The following is a 16,742-nucleotide window of genomic DNA, read 5'->3' as shown; positions in this document are numbered from 1 at the left end:
TTTTCAAAACGGGCGTTGGGGCCAGAGGCGGAATCGAGTGTGCAACCTATGTAACTGTTCCCGAACGCATTTTTTCGTTGGCCAGGGGCCGACGATACCAACAAAGATACCAACAACATTTTCCTGTGGATTGGTGCGATTCCAAAATACTTATGCGTGAAGAATCTATGCGCAGTGTGCAGGATGAGGGTACTAGTACCACAGCGCTGCGCAAGTCAGGCGCCCGACGCGCATCGCGATCATCTTCTTGTGCATCTGCTCCCATACAGCATACTTGTTTCGCCTCGACGACGATACTCCGGGCGCACCTAGCTCTTGCTGGTGGCTTCGTCGTAGGCATCTGCAAAATGTGCCAGAAACGGGTCCAGCATGCCGTTCTCGCCTGCATTCTGCTCCTCCCATCGCTCGACGAAAAGGTCCCAGGCCCGCGCCTTTTTCGGGACGAAGGGCGATCCCTTCACCGCCAACTCTATGGTTTCGGGGGCAAGTTGGTCGAGCAGCTTCGCCAGCGCCTTCTGCATAGCCGCGTATGTCGCCTGTTCGTGCGTCTGGAGATCTTTAAATGCTTCTTCAAGGCTGCGCCGCGCGTTGAGATAGCCAACCCGCTTGCGAGTGAACATCGACTCGATCGCTTCGGCGCTCGCTGGCACGTGTTTCAGGGGGTTGTTGTCGGTCGAGCCGATGACAGTCCGGCTCGAACTTTTGATTATCGCCTTGGCTGAAGCGCGCGACCTCAGCATTTGGCTAAGGTTCTCGACGGTCAGTTTCACAAATTCGCCGAGCTCGTAGGCAAGTTCTGTCTGGTCACGCGACGCGAACAGATCCGAAGGAACGCCTGCGCCCGCGCAAAATGCTTCGAGAAACGATCCAGGCTGGAGGGCAGGTTGGGTCCCGCTCACCGGCATCGACCGCTGGGAGACTTCATTCACTCCTCCCGCCTTGGCGGCAGTGCTCGCGCTAATCGCACCGGGCCGGTCGAACGCTGGTGCTGTTGGCTCCCCCTGCACAGTGGGCGGTATCTGGAGACCTCCGTCATCGCCAGCGATCATGACGTCGATGACATACGGCCCAATTTGCAAACGATCGCCATTGTTAAGCCGGTGCACGCCCCGCATCCGTTCAGTTGATCCGTTCACGAACACTCCGTTGGTTGAACGGTCATACAGCCAGTAGGCCCCGCTTTCGAATCGAACTTCGCAGTGCCGGCTTGAGATTTGACGTGAAGGGTCCTGCAGGGTCCAGTCGAGATTGGGATCTCGTCCGACCTGGAACGAGCGGTTCGCCGTCTGGAAGAACGCCGGCGCCCCGCTCGGCAGAAGATCGACATTGACGATAGTCAGAGTGATTGTCATCGCGCTTTCTCCGAAACGCTTCTGTTCCTGCTCCTGGCCGAATGCCGAAGGTGCGTTCATCCTCGCTGGACGGGTCTGCTTCAGCGGTCCAATCATCCGTCTCAGCAGCATGGGGCCAAGCCGAGCTACGGGCAAGTGCGCCGGAAACGCAGCATACCTCGTCAACTTTTAAGAACATGAACCGTGCCGAACCCCCAACGGTTTTGCAGGCAGCCCTAAACTGGTTGACAGTAGGCGGGGACGAATTTACTTTGGATGAGTTACTTTTCTTGTACGCACTGAGCTCAAACTGGAGATAACCAATGCGGGCTACTTCGGCATTGGCGCTGGTCGCAGCACTAATTTCAGCAGACGCGTACGCTCAACCTGTGCAGTCTTCGGAAGATATTGTGAAGTTTTTCGCAACCGCAGTCGATCTGGGCGCGTCCCGCGGCATCTGCGTTGGCACGGAGGAGGAGTGCGCGAGCAAGGCGGACAAGCCGGTCCGCACCGGCCTGGACATGTTGATCAATTTTGATCTCGACTCTGCGGATCTGACGCCCGAGGCGCGTGAGAAGCTGGGGGAATTTGCCACGGCGCTCAAGGACAATCGGCTGAAGTCCCATAGTTTCATCGTTGAGGGCTATACGGATGCATCGGGGCCCGAACACTATAATATTGGACTTTCGCAGCGGCGCGCGCAGGCAGTCAGCGCTTTTCTCTTGTCTAACGGCATCGAGCCGTCTCGCATGAGTGCGACCGGCAAGGGCGAACGCAATCCGCGCGTCAGCGATCCCTATGACCCCGTCAACAGACGGGTCGAGATGCGGATCAACCTGCAATAGCAGATTCACTGCACCGTCGGGCATTGTACTTGTTTGAATTCCGCGTCAACTTGGTTGGCTCCGCTACAGAGCTTGCTGCTCCGGCTTCATGAGTTCGGCGATCGCGGCTTTATACTTTTCGAACTCCGGCGACACCTGAGTGATTTGCGTAGTTACAATAACCGGCTGCGCGACGGGTCTTCGTCCACGGCTGGTCATCTTTCTCTCGGCCCAACTCAGCACATAGCCCACATCCTTGCCGGTCAGGAATGGATTGGCGCGTATCACGCCTGCCCCGAGAGCATCGATCAGTGCCATGCTGCTGGGGGACGCCAACACCTTGTGCGCGCCTTCCATGCCAAGAAAATGGCAGAGATAAAGACGCCCGGCGGTTATCTTGTGCCCGCGCGCACGCAGATAGGCCTCACCTTCACGCGCGAGATTGCTCACCATCTCCCGCGAGATGGTCACATCGAAGCGTAGGGCCAGCTGCTCGGCGCGTGACAGCGAGCGCGCCAGATCCGGCCGGTAGGTGTTCATCATCCTGATCCAGGTGGAGTCGATGAACTGACCAAGCCCTGTGGCCGAGGATAGGGGGTTCTTGGCTCGGGCATTGCCACCACTTTCGACTTGAATGATGCGGTCGGTGAGGATTTCGACGGCCGAACCATCCGACACCGAAACGGATGCGAGGGTCGGGGATGCCAAGGGATCGATCGCCTCGCCACCCAGGTAAAGCTCGAAATGCAGATGCGGACCGGTCGACAGGCCGGTGGTTCCGACGTAGCCGATTACATCGCCAGCCTTTACCACAGCGCCGCTTTCCCGTTCGAAACGCTGCAGATGTGCGTATCTCGTCTCGCGGCCGCCTTCGTGAGCGACCCGCACGAGCTTGCCGTAGCCGCCGCCATCCCCCTGGAACACGATCTCGCCGTCATAGGCCGCTACGATCGGTGTGCCGACTGGGGCTGCCCAGTCGACTCCCTTGTGGATCCGCACGGTTTTTAGGATCGGGTGCTTTCGCGGCCCAAAGGTGGAGGTCATGACACCGTTGACGGGCGTCGCCATGCCGTTTGTTACGGTCAGGGAATGGACCCTTTCGTCGCCCGATACGCAGGCGTGCTCTCCATCGCTCTGCTCATAGACGTAACATTCGAGCGGCTTTTCGCCGCCGAGCACGCCGACGTAGAGAACGCGGCCTCCCGCACCGCCTTCACCACGTGCCGCGCCGCCATAGATCAGCACCAGGCGGTCGCTATGCGTCGCGAAGGTGTTCAGATCCTGGCCGCGCGACAGATACATGATCGCCTCGCCGATCACGGCGGTGGGAACGTTGTTGCGCGCAGCGGTCGAGTAAATGGCATCCAAAAGGCGGTACTGACGTTTCAAGCCGACGTCCTTCGGCTCGCCTGAATAGTTGAACAAATCATCGCGTACCCAGGGGTCGACGCTGGAGACGAACTCTCCGGCCGCATTACGCGCGAGCGTTCCCAGAAAAGTGTCGCCGGCATAGATCGAGACCTGCATCAGCGAGAACACCGTGACGTCGCGCTTTGCACGGAATCCACGCAGCGCCACGACATCGCCAGGTTGCAACCCGTCGCGGGCGAACACTGCCTTGAGGGCTTGTCCGGCCAGCTTCGCGTCATTGGAAGAAAAACCCTCTTCGAGAGCGATGCTGTCGAGGCTGCGGCTCACCAGCACCTTGATGAAAAAATCCCTGGTCGCTTCGACCCGCTCCGGTTCAGGAGTGACGTTCGCCACGGTCGTGTTGTTCTCGATTTCGGTTTTCTGGAAATGAGGTAGCTCAGCTTTGCCAGCACTGATCGTCTCGTCCCACCCGGCCGCCTCCGAGCCGGGACCATCCGGCCCGGACGCCAGGGGGTCGACCAAACCTTCAAGATCCGCCGCGCCCGTCGCGGGCATCGCCGAAACCGTCCGCTGCGCCTGGAAGAACGCAAAGTCCTCCTGCGTTGAGGGGATGGTTGTCATGAAACGCTCGCTGGAACTCAGCATTGCATCCGAGAGCAACTGAATCTCGGGCGAGACTCCGAACTGGTCCAGCGCTGCTGGCCGAGCGAGGGTGCTTACCCGGTTGGCGCTGGCACTCTCCTTCGAGAGGCTGATCCACATGGGATCGCCGGGAAGATCCACGATGGCTGGAACGTATACGGGCGCTTCGGCTGGAAGATCCCCGGCATCCTCGGCAAACCTGAGATCCTCGTCATAGTCCTCGCCGAAGTACCAATGGTCGGCTGTGTAATAGAGGGCGGCTGCCAGGGCGAGCGTGACCAGCATACCGAGCACGACGAATGCCTTGCGCAGCCGGGCGCGTGCCCGCCTTTCTGCGAGGGCCTGCTTCTTGAGGCGGAAACTCGCGTCGATGCTGTGTGTCATGGACCGCGCCCGGAGAGGAACAGGGTCCATCGGGCCTGCTCACGCGTGTCCACTTCATAGAAGGCGGCGGCGATGTGTCCGCGTTGCCAGCACTCGCCGATTCCACGGATGGTGAAGCGCCGCCGCTCGACGCACATGTCGGTCGAACCGCTGAGGATCGGATGCCCGAACACGTCGGTAGCGTAGACATAGATGTACCGGTTGCCAAGTTCCTCGCGAATGACGTTGACGCACTGATTGGCGCCGACCGTCCACCACCCTTCGGTCTGGAACGCGCTTTCGATCTGCTGTCCTACGGCCAGATTGACGACGTCCAGCGTCTGATTGCAGACCGTGAATTCGGCTCTTGCAGCCGTTGGCGCGAAGATGGCGAGAACCAGAGCGATAGCTCCGGCGGTCGAGCCTCCTTGGTAGCCCAACCAGGCAGGCAACCATCGCGACGGTTCCATCATTGCGAAGCCCTTGCTGCAGGCAGAATCCCGCCCGCAATAGACGAACGTATTATTAATGAGCATCGCCAATAAGCAAAGCCTTGATGAAGTAGAACAATCATCGCAAACTGCCCGACGGTGGTTCTGGCGTGCGTGAACATTCTTGCCATGCTGCCAAAATCGTCGAGCAGACCAGAGCTTGCGTTTCTGCAAGCGCGGCGTTGCGAGGAGATGCACATATGGCCTTTCGCAACTTGCTATGCGGCATGATGGCAGCGTCGAGCCTTTGCACGACGCCGGCTAGTGCGGTTGCTCAGGAAAAGGCGCTTTCTATTGAGCTCAACGAAGCGGTTGATCTGAAGGGCGGGTGCAGGCTTTCTTTCGTCGCCCTGAATGTAACCGGGGTGCTCCTCGACAAGGCGTCCTTCGACGTCTTCACCTTTGATGGGCAAGGCAAGGTCGCAGAGGCGCTGGTGTTCGAATTCGGCCGACTTCCGGCTGGCAAGACCAAAGTCGTTCAATTCGACCTCGCAGACCAGGCCTGCAACGCGATCTCGCGGCTCCTGATCAACGATGTCACCGAATGTGTGGCTGATGGCAAAAATGCCACGATCTGCATTGACGCCTTGAAAACGACGACGCGTACCTCGATTAACTTTGGGCTGTAGCGGGGCCGCCATGATTGACGTTCTGATCAGTCAATTGGGTTCAGCCGGCGGGCCGGTCCTTATCGCGCTGTTTGCGGTCTCAATCGCGGCAACAGCTGTTGCTATTTTCAAGGTCGTCCAGTTTGCCCGCATCGGCGTCGGCCGCTCGCGCGCCGCGCGGAGCGCGATTTTGATATGGTCGTCGGGAGACCGGGCTCGCGCGCTGAACGAGGCCAAGAAGGAGACGTCGCCCACCTCTGCAACCGTCTCAAGTGCGATACAGTCCCTGCTGCTCCATCCCGGGGACCGGCAACGGGCGCAAGAAATCGCCGGACACACAGCGCTTGACCAAATCGCAGCAATGACCCGCTACCTTCGTATCCTGGAATCGGTGGTTCAGGCCGCGCCTATGATGGGACTGCTCGGCACGGTCATCGGGATGATCTCGGCCTTCGGTGAATTGTCGAGGAGCGCAGGTGCGGTCGATCCCTCAGCGCTGGCGACCGGCATCTGGGCGGCATTGCTGACTACGGCGGCCGGCTTGGGGATCGCAATTCCCTTCTACTTTGTCTGGGTGTGGCTCGAAGCGCGCGTGGAGAACGAGCGCGCCACGATGGAAACGGCCATCGGTGCGGTACTATTCGACGAGCAGGGGTCACTTACCTGCGAGGGCGGCACGGCGGGAAGCCAGTTTGATCTCAGCGCCGCCACGCAGCCTGATGCGGCCTGATCGCCGGGGATTCGACGTTGGGCCAAGCCCTGAAACATAGGCAAGCCGGAAAGATCCGCCCGACGTTTGTGCTGACATCCCTGATCGATGTCATGTTCTTGCTGCTGATGTTTTTCATGCTGTCGTCGCAGATGGCGCCATACTCCCTGCTTCCAATGGGAAATCTTGCCGGCCTCTCCGACGAAAGGCCCTCGACCGGCGCAGTGACGCCCTATGTTCTTGCGATCCGCGTCTCCCGAGGCTTCGTAACTATCGGTGGTCAACGGATTGCTGCCGACGATGTGACTTCACAAGTCGCAGGGCTGGTCTCGCATGGGGTTCAAAGTTTCCTGGTAATCTGCACCGGTCGGGCGACAGTTCAGGATATCGTTGCCACGCTTGAGGCTCTCAAAGTGGCTGAGGCGGACAATGTGGCACTGGTGAACGCCAGTGGGAGCGCCCGGTGAACTATATTCCTTCCCGCCCGAAGCGGCGGCGGCCCGACTTCTCGCTGGCTGTCATCAATATCGTATTTCTTCTCCTGCTGTTTTATCTGGCAACCGGACGCCTGATAACCCAAGGCGAACTGATGACCGACGTGCCTCTGACGCAGCACTTGCCGCTGGATCATCTCCCCCGGCCTCTGCTGCTTGTGACCGCGGACGGGTCGCTATTTCTCGATGGTGCCCCTGTGTCGATGGACGCGTTGCCCGGTGCAGCCAGGAAAGCTGCGGACAATAGCCAGTTCCTCAATATTCTCGCCGAACGCACGGTGCAGGCGGACAAGTTTGTGGACATCCTTGCGCGCATCAACACCGCCAATGTTCCCGTCCGTATCGTGACACTGCATGCGCAGGGCCGAAGCGCTGGGAAAGCCCCGTGAGGCAGAGATCGGAAATAGCTCTCTGGGGCATCGCTATTTGCGCTTCGCTGGCGATCCATGCCGCCCTTGTCGCATCCCTGATGGCGATCCCACAAACCGATAGCAAACCGGCAGCAAAGACCCTTATTACGGTTCAGTCGACGCCGCGCTCATTGGCGAAAAAAGCATCTGTTATGCCGAAATCCTGGCAGACGGCATCCTCGCGAAAGGCGGCTCCGACAGCGGAGAAGAAGCCGCTCAAGGCTGTCCAAGCGACGCCCGAGCACGTCGAGGATACCGGCCGGGTGCGCAAACAACTCACAGCAGTTGCGGTCAGCGCCGTCGCGCAGCAAGCGCCGCCCACTGCTGGCCGCGTGCAGCCCGAGGCACAAAGCCACGCGAAGCGTGTGCCGACCCAAGCACAACGATTGGCCGCGGTGGCAGCAACTGACGCGGCCAGGCCAGCACCGCCGAGTTTTCGCGCGGCACCTGCATCCAGGCGCCGGGCTGCCGCTCAAACCGTCCAGCCGTCCCAGCCAGCGCGCGCCGTATCGGCAGCGTCGCCAGAGCGCGCTTCTGATCCTCGGCAGCTGCCAATCGCCCAACAGCGGCAGCACGTCGTCGCCGAGCCCTCCGCGCCAAGCGTGCCTGCGTTGCGTCCAAACAGCACCGCGAATGCGGTCCGGCCGCAGTCCCCACCTCCTGCTGTGCGCGCGCAGCCGCAGGCAATTGCGTCAGCCCAGGTCGTACAGCGCCATCCGGTAGCAACGGCGCCCCGGGCAAGTCGTGCGAGACTGCGCAGGCATCAGAACCGGGCGCATGTGAATGCAGCCGGTCGCCAAATCGCCGTCAAATCCGCTCCTCGCATCAAGCTCGACGCGGCCACGCCTACCGATCCTGAGCAGACCGTTGCGCTTCTCCGGCCTAGCCCTCCAGACCCCCTTCCGCCCACGGAAACGCCGAGGCAGAGCTACGCCAAGCTGCTGGATTTTCTGTCTTCCGAGCCCCGTCAGTGCTTCCTGGCTCTGGCTTCAGCGCGTGGCAATGTGATCGAGGTGAACGGATATGCCGCCACTGTTGAGCGGACCGTTGAACTTGGTCGCCGCATCAGTCAATTGATCGAGACGCCCGCCGCAGTTCGTGGTCATCTCGTCGCCGATGCGCAGTGTGCAGCGCTTACCTTCGCCAGTGATCTCGCTGCTTATCCTGAACAGCCTCTCCCCGTACAAACTGCCAGGCCGGAAGTCAGGAGCGGTGAGATGCTAACGGGCCGTATCCACAATTTCCGCCGTAGGTGGCTCTACCTGATCATCATCGATGACGATGGCAAGGTACAGGAATTGCAGGATCTCATGCCCGAGGCCGGAAATACAGTATCATTCCGGGCTCCACTCACCCTGACCGACGGCCCGGTAGGGACTGTCCAACTGCTTCTTGCGATCGCCAGCGATCATCCGTTGCTCACTTTTGCAGTCCATGAGGGCACGCAGGCACAGCCGTATTTCGAACAGTTGCGCAAGGAAATACTGAAGCAGGGCAACCAGGTGGATTTCGGGGTCGCATCGTTCATCGTCCGCTGACCTGAGCAGCAAGGCCAAGCCGAGCTGCCGTGAGGCTGCGTGGGCCAGAACGCGGGAAGCGGCCGGGAGCGTGCCGGTTTTGTTAACCGCCGAGCCGGAAATATTTGGCGGTGGCTCCGCTTACAAGCTTCCTGGCCTGAATTTCAGAAAGAATGCCTGGAAACACCTCGGCGGCCGGTCTCGGCTTGGAGATTTCGGCGGCGTCGATGCCGTCCGGGGAGGTAACCGCGACAATAACCTGCGGAACAGCCTGGCCCGCAGCGGCGTCTGTCGCGCTGAGACCGATTGGGATGCTGAACGAGGCCTTGTTAGGCGCCCCGATCAAGCGGCTGTCGAGATTGAACACCATGCCCCTGTGATCGATCAGCAAGAGGTTCGAACTGCGGCCCTCCGGCATTTCCAGTTCCCCGCTGACCGCAGAACCGCTCGGCACCGACGTCCGGTCGAGAGTAAGTTGAGGCGCCTCGGCAGCACCGCCGAGGCCACGCATGAAATCCGTAATGACGCATTGCGCCGGCTCGATGAGCCGCACACCTATCTCAGGTTCGAAGCCGAACTTCGCCTGAAAGTCGGTGAGCATTTCCATGAAAGGCTCAACAGTGGTTCCGAACCCCTCGATCTCGATCGCAGTGTCGGCGGCCGAAGTCGCGATGGCATAGAAACAGTCGCCGCCAGGATAGTTGCGAAGCCACGAAATCCGTTCTGCGACGCCATCTAGCGCCTCGGCAGCGGGAGCCTGCCTGGCCGGATCCAGGACTGCAACATCCTCATCCGGACCTGGAACCTCCTCCTCTGGGACTGCAGCTTTCTGCTCAGCTGGCTGTTCGACAATCTCTTTTTCTGTCTGCAGCTGCTCTGGCGGCGGAGGGCCAGTATCGGCGGACGGTTTGTCTGCTGCTTCTCGTCCACTGACGGGAGCTTGGGCAGAATCGGCTTGCGACAGCACGTCCGTCTCCTCAGGCGCCTCGGCGACAGGCGGTTCTGCTGGAGCAGGATCAGAAATGTCAGGGGGCGGAGTCGGGTCGAAAAGGCCACCGAAATAGCCACCGGCTCCGGCAATTAGGGCGATAGCGGCCAGTCCGGCAATAATCAGGACACGAGTGGACTTCGAACGCGTGCGATCGATGGGTGCACCATTCGCCGTGGCTGGCGGCGGCTGGCCGCGGAGCGCTGGCGGTGCGTGCGGCACGAAATTTCTCGGGCTTGCTCTCGCCGGGTCCCAAGGTTCTGGGCTCCCGGCCGACCTTGATTGCGGTGACGGCGAAGGCATGCCCGGCAGCCGGCTTTCGATCGATGGCTGGTGAGAGACGGGTATTTGATGCAGTTGCCTCGTGTCCGCCTCGCCGCCCCACAGGGCCGGACTGGGAGTTTGGCTCCCGCTAAGGCCGATCCGCGCAATCTCGACGATCTCCGCCATACTGGCTGGCCGGTTTTTCGGGTCCGGTTGCAGCATGGAAACCAGAAGCGGTCGCAATGACTCATCGATCCCAGAGAGGTCCGGCAGCATGCGGCGCTTGTCGACCACTTCCGATTGCGACCCGGCCATGTCGATAGGTGCTCCCCGGAGCGCCGCCGCAAGCACCAATCCAAGACTGTATATGTCGGACTGCTCGCTGACTTCGCCGCCATAAAGGCCCAACTGCTCGGGCGAAACGTAATTGTATTTTCCGGCGAAGCGTCCCCCGATCAGGGTTCCGTCTCCGATCTTGGCCGACCGGGCGATGCCGAAGTCGATGATCTTGGCGCGCTCGACGCGCCCGCTCGGCAAGATGATGTTGTCCGGCGAGAGGTCGCGATGGAAAGTATTGGCTCCGTGAACCGCGCTCAGTCCGTCGGCAAGGCGCAGGCACAGCCTGCGAACTTGTTCGGTCGGCATCGGCCCCCGCCGGATCACATCGTGGAGACTCTCGCCGTTTACGAATTCCATGGCCAGGTAGGGTCGGCCAATGCCCGGGTCGATTGTGAAGACGTGGTAACGCACCACAGCATCGTGCGACAGGTGGTTGAGAACGGAGGCTTCCTTGCGAAACAGAGACAGAATGGTCTGGTCGCGGGAAAATTCGGGCAGCACGATCTTGATCGCAACCAGGTCGCCGGTTTGAATGTTGTGGCCGCGATACACTTCTCCCATGCCGCCCGACGCGAGGTGCTCGTCGAGTTCGTAAATCCCGCTGAGTTGGGTGCCAATTGTCACCCGGCCCGCTTCGGGCAGGAATCTGGTCTTGTCGTCGGAACTCATAGTGCTGTCACGATCCGTTGCCGGCAGCGCGGGTGGAAGGTGCCTGTTCAGCTCCTGTGAAGCGCACCACCACAATGGTCACATTATCCGTGCCGCCCCGCGAAAGCACGGTATCCAGGAGATGTCCGCAGGCATCCTCGGGTGCCGCCGATGTCACCGCAGCCTCGATTTCCGCATCTGCTACATGCGAGGTCAATCCATCCGTGCCAAGCACAAAAATGTCGCCCGGCAATGTTTCGCCCTGTTGGAAATCGATGACGATCTCCTCGGTGACGCCGACGGCGCGCGTGATGACGTTGCGCCGCGGCCAGGTTCGTGCTTCCGCCGGACTTAGGACGCCTCGATCAAGGAGTTCTTGAACCTCGGTGTGATCGCGCGAAAGCTGGGTTATCGCCCCTTCGCGCACCAGATAGACGCGGCTGTCGCCCGACCACAGGCAGGCGAAGCGGCCCTCCATTGCCAAAAGGGCGGCGATGGTGGAGCCGATCGTCGCGCCGCGCGCTTGCGACAGCTTGCGGATTTCGTCATGGGCGCGGCTCAACCGATCTTCAAACCGCGCGCGCAGATCCGGCGCAGAGCTTGCCACCCCAATCGTAGCGAGGTGCTCGACGATGCTGGACGAGGCGACCTCGCCGGCAGCGTGTCCACCCATGCCGTCGGCGACCAGCCAAAGCCCGCTCTGTGGCTCGATCAGGAACCTGTCTTCATTGACGAGGCGTACGCAGCCCTTGTGACTGACGCCGTAGCTTTCGATTTGGAGGGCGACCTCGCTCAACTTGCTTCCAAGCCTCTCCCGTTCAGCCAAGAACAGATTTCGCAATCTGCCACAGCTTCGGGCGGGGAGTAAGTCATAAGCCGTCCGGGCAGGTGAATTCCCGAAGAGATTCGAGAAGAAAGGGGTTTTGCCTTGCGCCGACCTCAATAGTATAAGCGACATCACGCCCGCCTATGACAAAACGCGCCTGCAGTTTGTCGCCGTCGCGGCTGATCGTACCAGTGTCGAGCAGGCGCATCAGCGCCCAGGGCCCTTTGAACTCTACCTCGAAGTCGCGGCCTGGGATTTCTGGCGATAGGCTGAGATTGACCGCGTTCGAATGGCCTTCCTCCGGCCAGTTGAAGCTCGCCGGCGCACTGCCGCCCTGGTAGCTCTGCACGATATGTCCATTGATGTTGAGCAAGGCCATGTCGGCGTCGCTGTGCAGCGAGAACGGCGTGAAGGTGAGGGCGATCGCCGGAAAAGCCTCTCCTTGCGGAAAGAAAGCATCGCGGATCGCTGCCGCATGCTGGAAGGATCTCAGCGTCGACATGGACAGGTTGCGGCCGAGGCGGCTGTCCTCTCTCCACTGCCAGTCGGGGTTGCCGATGTCGGCGAGCGGCGCCAGGTGCTGGGCGAAAAAGCGGTCGAACTCGCCGTTCGGCGCGAACAGCCTCGAAAAATCGGGAATAGATATGTCGCGGGGGCTTGTGCGCGTGAACGGATAGGTGTCGGTTACGACCTCCTGGCAAGGCCCGGTGACCGCCTCGGCAAGCGCATTGCTCAACTGCGTTAGCGAGCTCCTTGCCACATCGCCCTCGAGATCGTCCGCCACCGCACTGATCATTCTGGCCAGTTGCTTTGGCAGGCGCGAGGCGTTTGCTCTCAAATTCAGAACCTGGAGCTGCAGGTTGGCGGTCGCGCGCTCTGCTTGAGCCGGGCTGTTGGCCACCAGCACCAAGCTCTGGTAGATTTCATAGAAATTCTGGACGAGAGCATCGATGGGCCGCCGCCCGCTACCGCCTTCGACCAGCCTCCGGAATGGCAGAAACTGGATTTCGATACCGGCCCCTGGCGCCTGCGACATGGTTTTGGCGAATGCGCCACCCGCGCGCGCTTGAGACTTGCCCTGCGAAATATCGAGGCCTATGCGCGCCAGGCCTTCAATCATGGCAGTGCGCTTTTTGGCCGTTTCGTCAGATTCGGCCGCGCCTTCGTCTACTCGTGTCACGCCGGTCTCCCGGGAAATGGCTTCGACGAGCAGCCGGATCGGCGATGTCACCGAGGATGCCGCCGCCAGCGAGACGTATTGCGGGCTGTCCTCGGCCATCGGCTTCAGCTTCAAATCGTCCAGCATGTCGGCCCATGCTGCGATAAAATCCTTGCTATAGCGATCGAGCAGCAGCGGGCCGAGCCGTTTCAACTGTTGCTCGACGCCGACCTGCTCGCCGCCGGCCCCCATTACCCATTGATCCTCGACCACCCGTGTGGCAACCGCCGCAAGCTGCGGCAGGAGAAAGTCGTTAAAGCCGGAATAGGTGTAGATGCCCGGCACCTTCAGAGCCGCCAGCCCGCGACCGTCCACTGTCTCCAAGACCTGTGCAGCTTGCGGACCTGCGTTGGCGACAAGCGAAAAGTCTTGAAGCTGCGCCGAATGGATGGCGGACTTGATCTGAACCCAGGCGAACTCCTGCACGTCCATTCGCGACAATGATCTTTGCGCTGCCTCGATCAGAGGGCGATCGATCAGGAAGGAATACTCCTGGCCATCGTCAAGCTCGAGCATGGCGCGCAGATGCGTCTCGAGTTCCTCCCGGCCTTCACGGTTGGCTGAGCCTGGATACCGGTTCTGCTCCCAATCGCGCTTGAACCAGGCGATGACCAGTTCGTCGTCGACCCGCGGTGCTTGGCCGCCAAGCATGAGGTATATTTTGAGCGGCTCGTAAAGCATCCCCGGATCGCCAATGCTGGCTTGTATTGTCTGCTCGGTCTGCAATATGAGGCGTGAACGCAATAGCCGTTCAGCCGCCTGCCGGTAGGCAGTTTCGGCAGCCGAAAGAAGCTTGCCGCGCTGGCTGAGGCCGAACGTTTCCTCGATCGGCGTGGGCATTTCGCGAGTTGCGTAACCGGCCGGAGCGTCACGCAGCATGGCCAGCACACCGACAATGTTCTCAAGGTCCACGTCGCTGACCGCGGCATTCCTGAGTTGCTCCTCCGCCCCGACCGTTTCGGCCACGGTTGTGGTGGCTTCGATCAGCGACCGGTTTTTGCTGAAGCTGACGGCCCATGCGCCCAGCAACGCGGCGCTCACCAGCGCCACCGCGGCCAGGCTGGCAAAGCGCAGAAAGGCTGCGTGACGCCCGCCAGCAGTCCGCAAATGCCGGCTGGAATCAGCTGGAATGATTTTTCCCAGGAGGTCGCGAAGGAAATAGCCGCATTCGCCGTGTGGCCCATACTTCGCCCTGTCGTGAAGTGCGGAGGAAAAGAAGAACCCGCGCAGATTTGCAACCGGCTGATCCTTCCCGGAAGTCAGCATGTTCAGCAACTCAACCACTTGTTGTTTCAACGCCGCGAACTGCTGGGGAAAATCGAAAATGGCCACGCGCGCGGCAGTATCGGGCTCCTCGTGCAGCCGGTCCGTCACCTCTTCCGAAAGGCGCGCGGCCAGCGCGTCGAATTCGACCTGCGCCTGCGTGCTGGTGGCGCCGTTCAGATCGTGCGGAGCGAAGGTGGCGCCCCAGACTTTGGTCTTTCGTGCCGTATCGAAGGCACCAAAGAACTCCCAAAAACCCGGGATGAAGTCGGCCTTGGTGAAAAGAACGTAGACTGGGAGCGCGACTTGGAGTTCCTCGCGCATCTCCAGTAGCCGCTTGCGCAGCGCGGCGGCCTGCTCGCCCCGCTGGGGCTGGCCGAGCGTCAGCATGTCGCCGACGCTGAATACAAGGATAATGCCATCAACCGCCCGGCGGCCGCGACTTTTTTTGAGCCAGGACAGCAGGGCCAGCCAGTTGTTGCGGTCGACAGCCGACCCGTTCTGCATGGCCAGAGGGCCAGCGGTGTCGACGAACATCGCCTCGCCGGCCAAAAACAATTCACAATCGCGGGTCGGGGCCACAGCAACGGGTGCGTTGAGCGGGAGTTCGCTGCCATGGGCGATGGCAGTGGATTTTCCGGACCCAGCTGGGCCGATCACAACGTACCAGGGCAGGTCGATGATGCCGCTGCGTCTGCCGCTGGACCGTTCCAGCCGCTTGAGCGCATCGGACATTCGCTTTGAAAGGCCTTCGGGGTCGATGCCTTTGCGCTCTTTTCCGGCGGCGGCCGTGAGGCTCCGCTTGCCGCCAGCAAACCCACGCGTGAGGCGAAACGCAAAATAGGCCGCTGCCAAAAGGAGAAGGGCGACGATCACCATGCGGGCCAGGCCGGATTGCAGAGGCCGCGCGTCGCCGAAGCCGATTTGCGGGCCTGCGATCCATACAGCGGCGGCGATACAGATCAGAACGGGGACGGCGACAACCGCAAGCAGCCAGGATTTCATGAACGCGCCAGAACGCTTGGTGATTCGAGAGCGCCATGCCTCACGGCGTTTTCTCCACCGGAAGCATCAATTCCACGCGCCGGTTCTGTGCCCGGCCTTCCGGCGTCGAATTGTCGGCGATGGGCTCGCCATCGCCCCTGCCTTCGACGCTCAGGCGTGAAGAGTCTCCGATCGTGGCGGCGATCATCTTCTGTACGGCCGTGGCGCGGGCAACGGAGAGGTCGAGGTTCGACTTGAACCTGCTTGAACTGCGCGGCTTCACATTGTCGGTGTGCCCGACGATTGTGACAGGTCCCGGTTCCTGCCGCAACGCTGCAGTGATGCGTTCTGCAACGGGCCTGAACTCCGGTTTGAGGTCGGCCATCCCGGGTTCGAACAGAAGCTGATTGTTGATCTCAACGACGATGAAATCGTTTTTTACGTGCACCGCTACTCCTTTGCTCGCGAGGTGGGCTCCAAGCGCAGCACGAACCCGTTTGATCTGCGTGAGGCTCGGCAGTTCGTCGGGGACCGCGGCCGGTGACGGGGCGGCGGTGCGTTGGATCGCTATGGGCGTGGAAGGGTTCAGCGCCAGCATTGTTTCGGCCGCCGCATCGGCCTCGTTTTCAATCATGATCCGCAAGATGAGGTAAATACCGGCAAGCAGCACGATTACCCCCGTCAGGATCGCCCAAAGCGGCAATCGGTTCGAACTGCCCTTTGGGGATGCGGAGATCGCGCGAGGGGCAATCTCGTCGTCCGCGCGCGGCTTGAGGTAGCGCAGCGTTTCGTAGACATCGGTCCGCACGCGGGCAAGGCCGCTTTCGCCTGCCGGTATTCCACGATATTGACCTTTGAAACCGAGGCTCAGGCAGACCTGCATCAATTCCAGCAGGTTGTAGTGCGGAGCCGGGTTCGCGAGGATCTTGTTCAGCGCCTCAAAAAAACCCACGCCCGAGGTTCGCGCTTCGAAAAATCGCGCCAGCATGCCGCTCTCCGTCCAGGCTTTCCTGTCGCAGCCAGGCAGGCTCTGGGCGATATCGTCCACTGTTTCGCAAAGCACGTAAGTTGCGATCCTGGACTCGTCGGAAGGACTGCCCGCGTGCGCCAACCTGCGCTCGAATTCCGAGACGGCTTCGGCGGCATGGTCGATCAATGGTGACGCCTGAGCTTCGACGGAAACGAGGCGAAGGCGGCCAAGCAGAAGCAGAAGCGGGGCCGCGGCGGCGATGAGTGGGTTTCTGCTTGGATACTGAGCGCCAGCGCGTGCGTCCAGAATCGCTTCGAGGTTCGTCTTTTGCGATTGGCTGTTCGGCATCGGCGGCCCTGCGCCCGGTTGCACGATGACCGTCGGCTCAGCGTTGTCTTGTGTCCCTGCACCCCTCGAATACGCCGGGCCTGTCGAAATAACTGTGGCCTCGGATGTACCTTCCCCTATTTCGGGCGAGCGG

13 protein-coding genes are annotated in these 16,742 nt (G+C 60.9%); 6 read left to right on the top strand and 7 right to left on the bottom strand.

The features are described from left to right. Window positions 1-308: 308 nt before the first annotated feature. The gene (gene tagH, locus ABVK50_RS32445) at window positions 309-1,412 is read right to left on the bottom strand and encodes a type VI secretion system-associated FHA domain protein TagH (RefSeq protein WP_353647070.1); all 1,104 of its coding nucleotides are present in this window, start codon (window positions 1,410-1,412) and stop codon (window positions 309-311) included. Window positions 1,413-1,654: 242 nt separating this feature from the next. Between tagH and ABVK50_RS32440 the strand changes: the two genes are divergently transcribed. Beyond that, window positions 1,655-2,176: an OmpA family protein gene (locus ABVK50_RS32440; RefSeq protein WP_353646413.1), complete on the top strand. Its 522-nt coding sequence runs from the start codon at window positions 1,655-1,657 to the stop codon at window positions 2,174-2,176. A gap of 63 nt (window positions 2,177-2,239) precedes the next feature. Here the strand turns inward: ABVK50_RS32440 and ABVK50_RS32435 are convergent, their stop codons facing one another. Beyond that, window positions 2,240-4,552, bottom strand: a complete 2,313-nt coding sequence (locus ABVK50_RS32435; RefSeq protein ID WP_353646412.1) for a M23 family metallopeptidase — start codon at window positions 4,550-4,552, stop codon at window positions 2,240-2,242. Then, window positions 4,549-5,001 carry a DUF1036 domain-containing protein gene (locus tag ABVK50_RS32430; RefSeq protein ID WP_353646908.1) on the bottom strand — a complete coding sequence of 151 codons (453 nt, stop codon included), beginning with the start codon at window positions 4,999-5,001 and terminating at the stop codon, window positions 4,549-4,551. Before ABVK50_RS32430 ends, ABVK50_RS32435 begins: the two co-directional genes overlap by 4 nt. A gap of 221 nt (window positions 5,002-5,222) precedes the next feature. Between ABVK50_RS32430 and ABVK50_RS32425 the strand changes: the two genes are divergently transcribed. From ABVK50_RS32425 to ABVK50_RS32405, 5 genes are read left to right on the top strand one after another with little or no spacing between them, the layout of a single operon-like run. Then, on the top strand, window positions 5,223-5,651 hold the full coding sequence (locus ABVK50_RS32425) for a hypothetical protein (RefSeq protein ID WP_353646411.1): 429 nt from the start codon (window positions 5,223-5,225) through the stop codon (window positions 5,649-5,651). A 10-nt stretch (window positions 5,652-5,661) separates the two neighbouring features. Then, a complete protein-coding gene (locus ABVK50_RS32420) occupies window positions 5,662-6,360 on the top strand; it encodes a MotA/TolQ/ExbB proton channel family protein (protein ID WP_353646410.1) in 699 nt (232 codons plus the stop codon). Between the two features lie 17 nt (window positions 6,361-6,377). After that, window positions 6,378-6,806 (top strand): biopolymer transporter ExbD, encoded by a 429-nt coding sequence (locus ABVK50_RS32415; protein ID WP_353646409.1) that lies wholly within the window; start codon window positions 6,378-6,380, stop codon window positions 6,804-6,806. Then, entirely contained in the window at window positions 6,803-7,222 is a 420-nt protein-coding gene (locus ABVK50_RS32410) for a biopolymer transporter ExbD (protein WP_353646408.1), read from the top strand. The genes ABVK50_RS32415 and ABVK50_RS32410 overlap by 4 nt, the downstream gene beginning before the upstream one ends. Continuing rightward, window positions 7,219-8,781: a hypothetical protein gene (locus ABVK50_RS32405; protein WP_353646407.1), complete on the top strand. Its 1,563-nt coding sequence runs from the start codon at window positions 7,219-7,221 to the stop codon at window positions 8,779-8,781. Before ABVK50_RS32410 ends, ABVK50_RS32405 begins: the two co-directional genes overlap by 4 nt. Window positions 8,782-8,863: 82 nt before the next feature. On the opposite strand, the gene ABVK50_RS32400 is transcribed toward ABVK50_RS32405, so the two are convergent. The 4 genes from ABVK50_RS32400 to tssL all read right to left on the bottom strand — a co-directional run bounded on the left by ABVK50_RS32400 (window position 8,864) and on the right by tssL (window position 16,609). Beyond that, window positions 8,864-11,020: a protein kinase gene (locus ABVK50_RS32400; RefSeq protein ID WP_353646406.1), complete on the bottom strand. Its 2,157-nt coding sequence runs from the start codon at window positions 11,018-11,020 to the stop codon at window positions 8,864-8,866. A 7-nt stretch (window positions 11,021-11,027) separates the two neighbouring features. Beyond that, on the bottom strand, window positions 11,028-11,795 hold the full coding sequence (locus tag ABVK50_RS32395) for a PP2C family serine/threonine-protein phosphatase (protein ID WP_353646405.1): 768 nt from the start codon (window positions 11,793-11,795) through the stop codon (window positions 11,028-11,030). A gap of 73 nt (window positions 11,796-11,868) precedes the next feature. Beyond that, window positions 11,869-15,312 (bottom strand): type VI secretion system membrane subunit TssM, encoded by a 3,444-nt coding sequence (tssM, locus tag ABVK50_RS32390; RefSeq protein WP_353646404.1) that lies wholly within the window; start codon window positions 15,310-15,312, stop codon window positions 11,869-11,871. Window positions 15,313-15,352: 40 nt separating this feature from the next. After that, entirely contained in the window at window positions 15,353-16,609 is a 1,257-nt protein-coding gene (gene tssL, locus ABVK50_RS32385; protein ID WP_353646403.1) for a type VI secretion system protein TssL, long form, read from the bottom strand. Window positions 16,610-16,742 lie beyond the last annotated feature (133 nt).

Origin of the sequence: Mesorhizobium sp. WSM2240, assembly GCF_040438645.1 — a bacterium.
Lineage (GTDB): Bacteria > Pseudomonadota > Alphaproteobacteria > Rhizobiales > Rhizobiaceae > Allomesorhizobium.
Note: the sequence above shows the minus strand (reverse complement) of the source record. Positions and strands in the feature narration are given on the sequence as shown.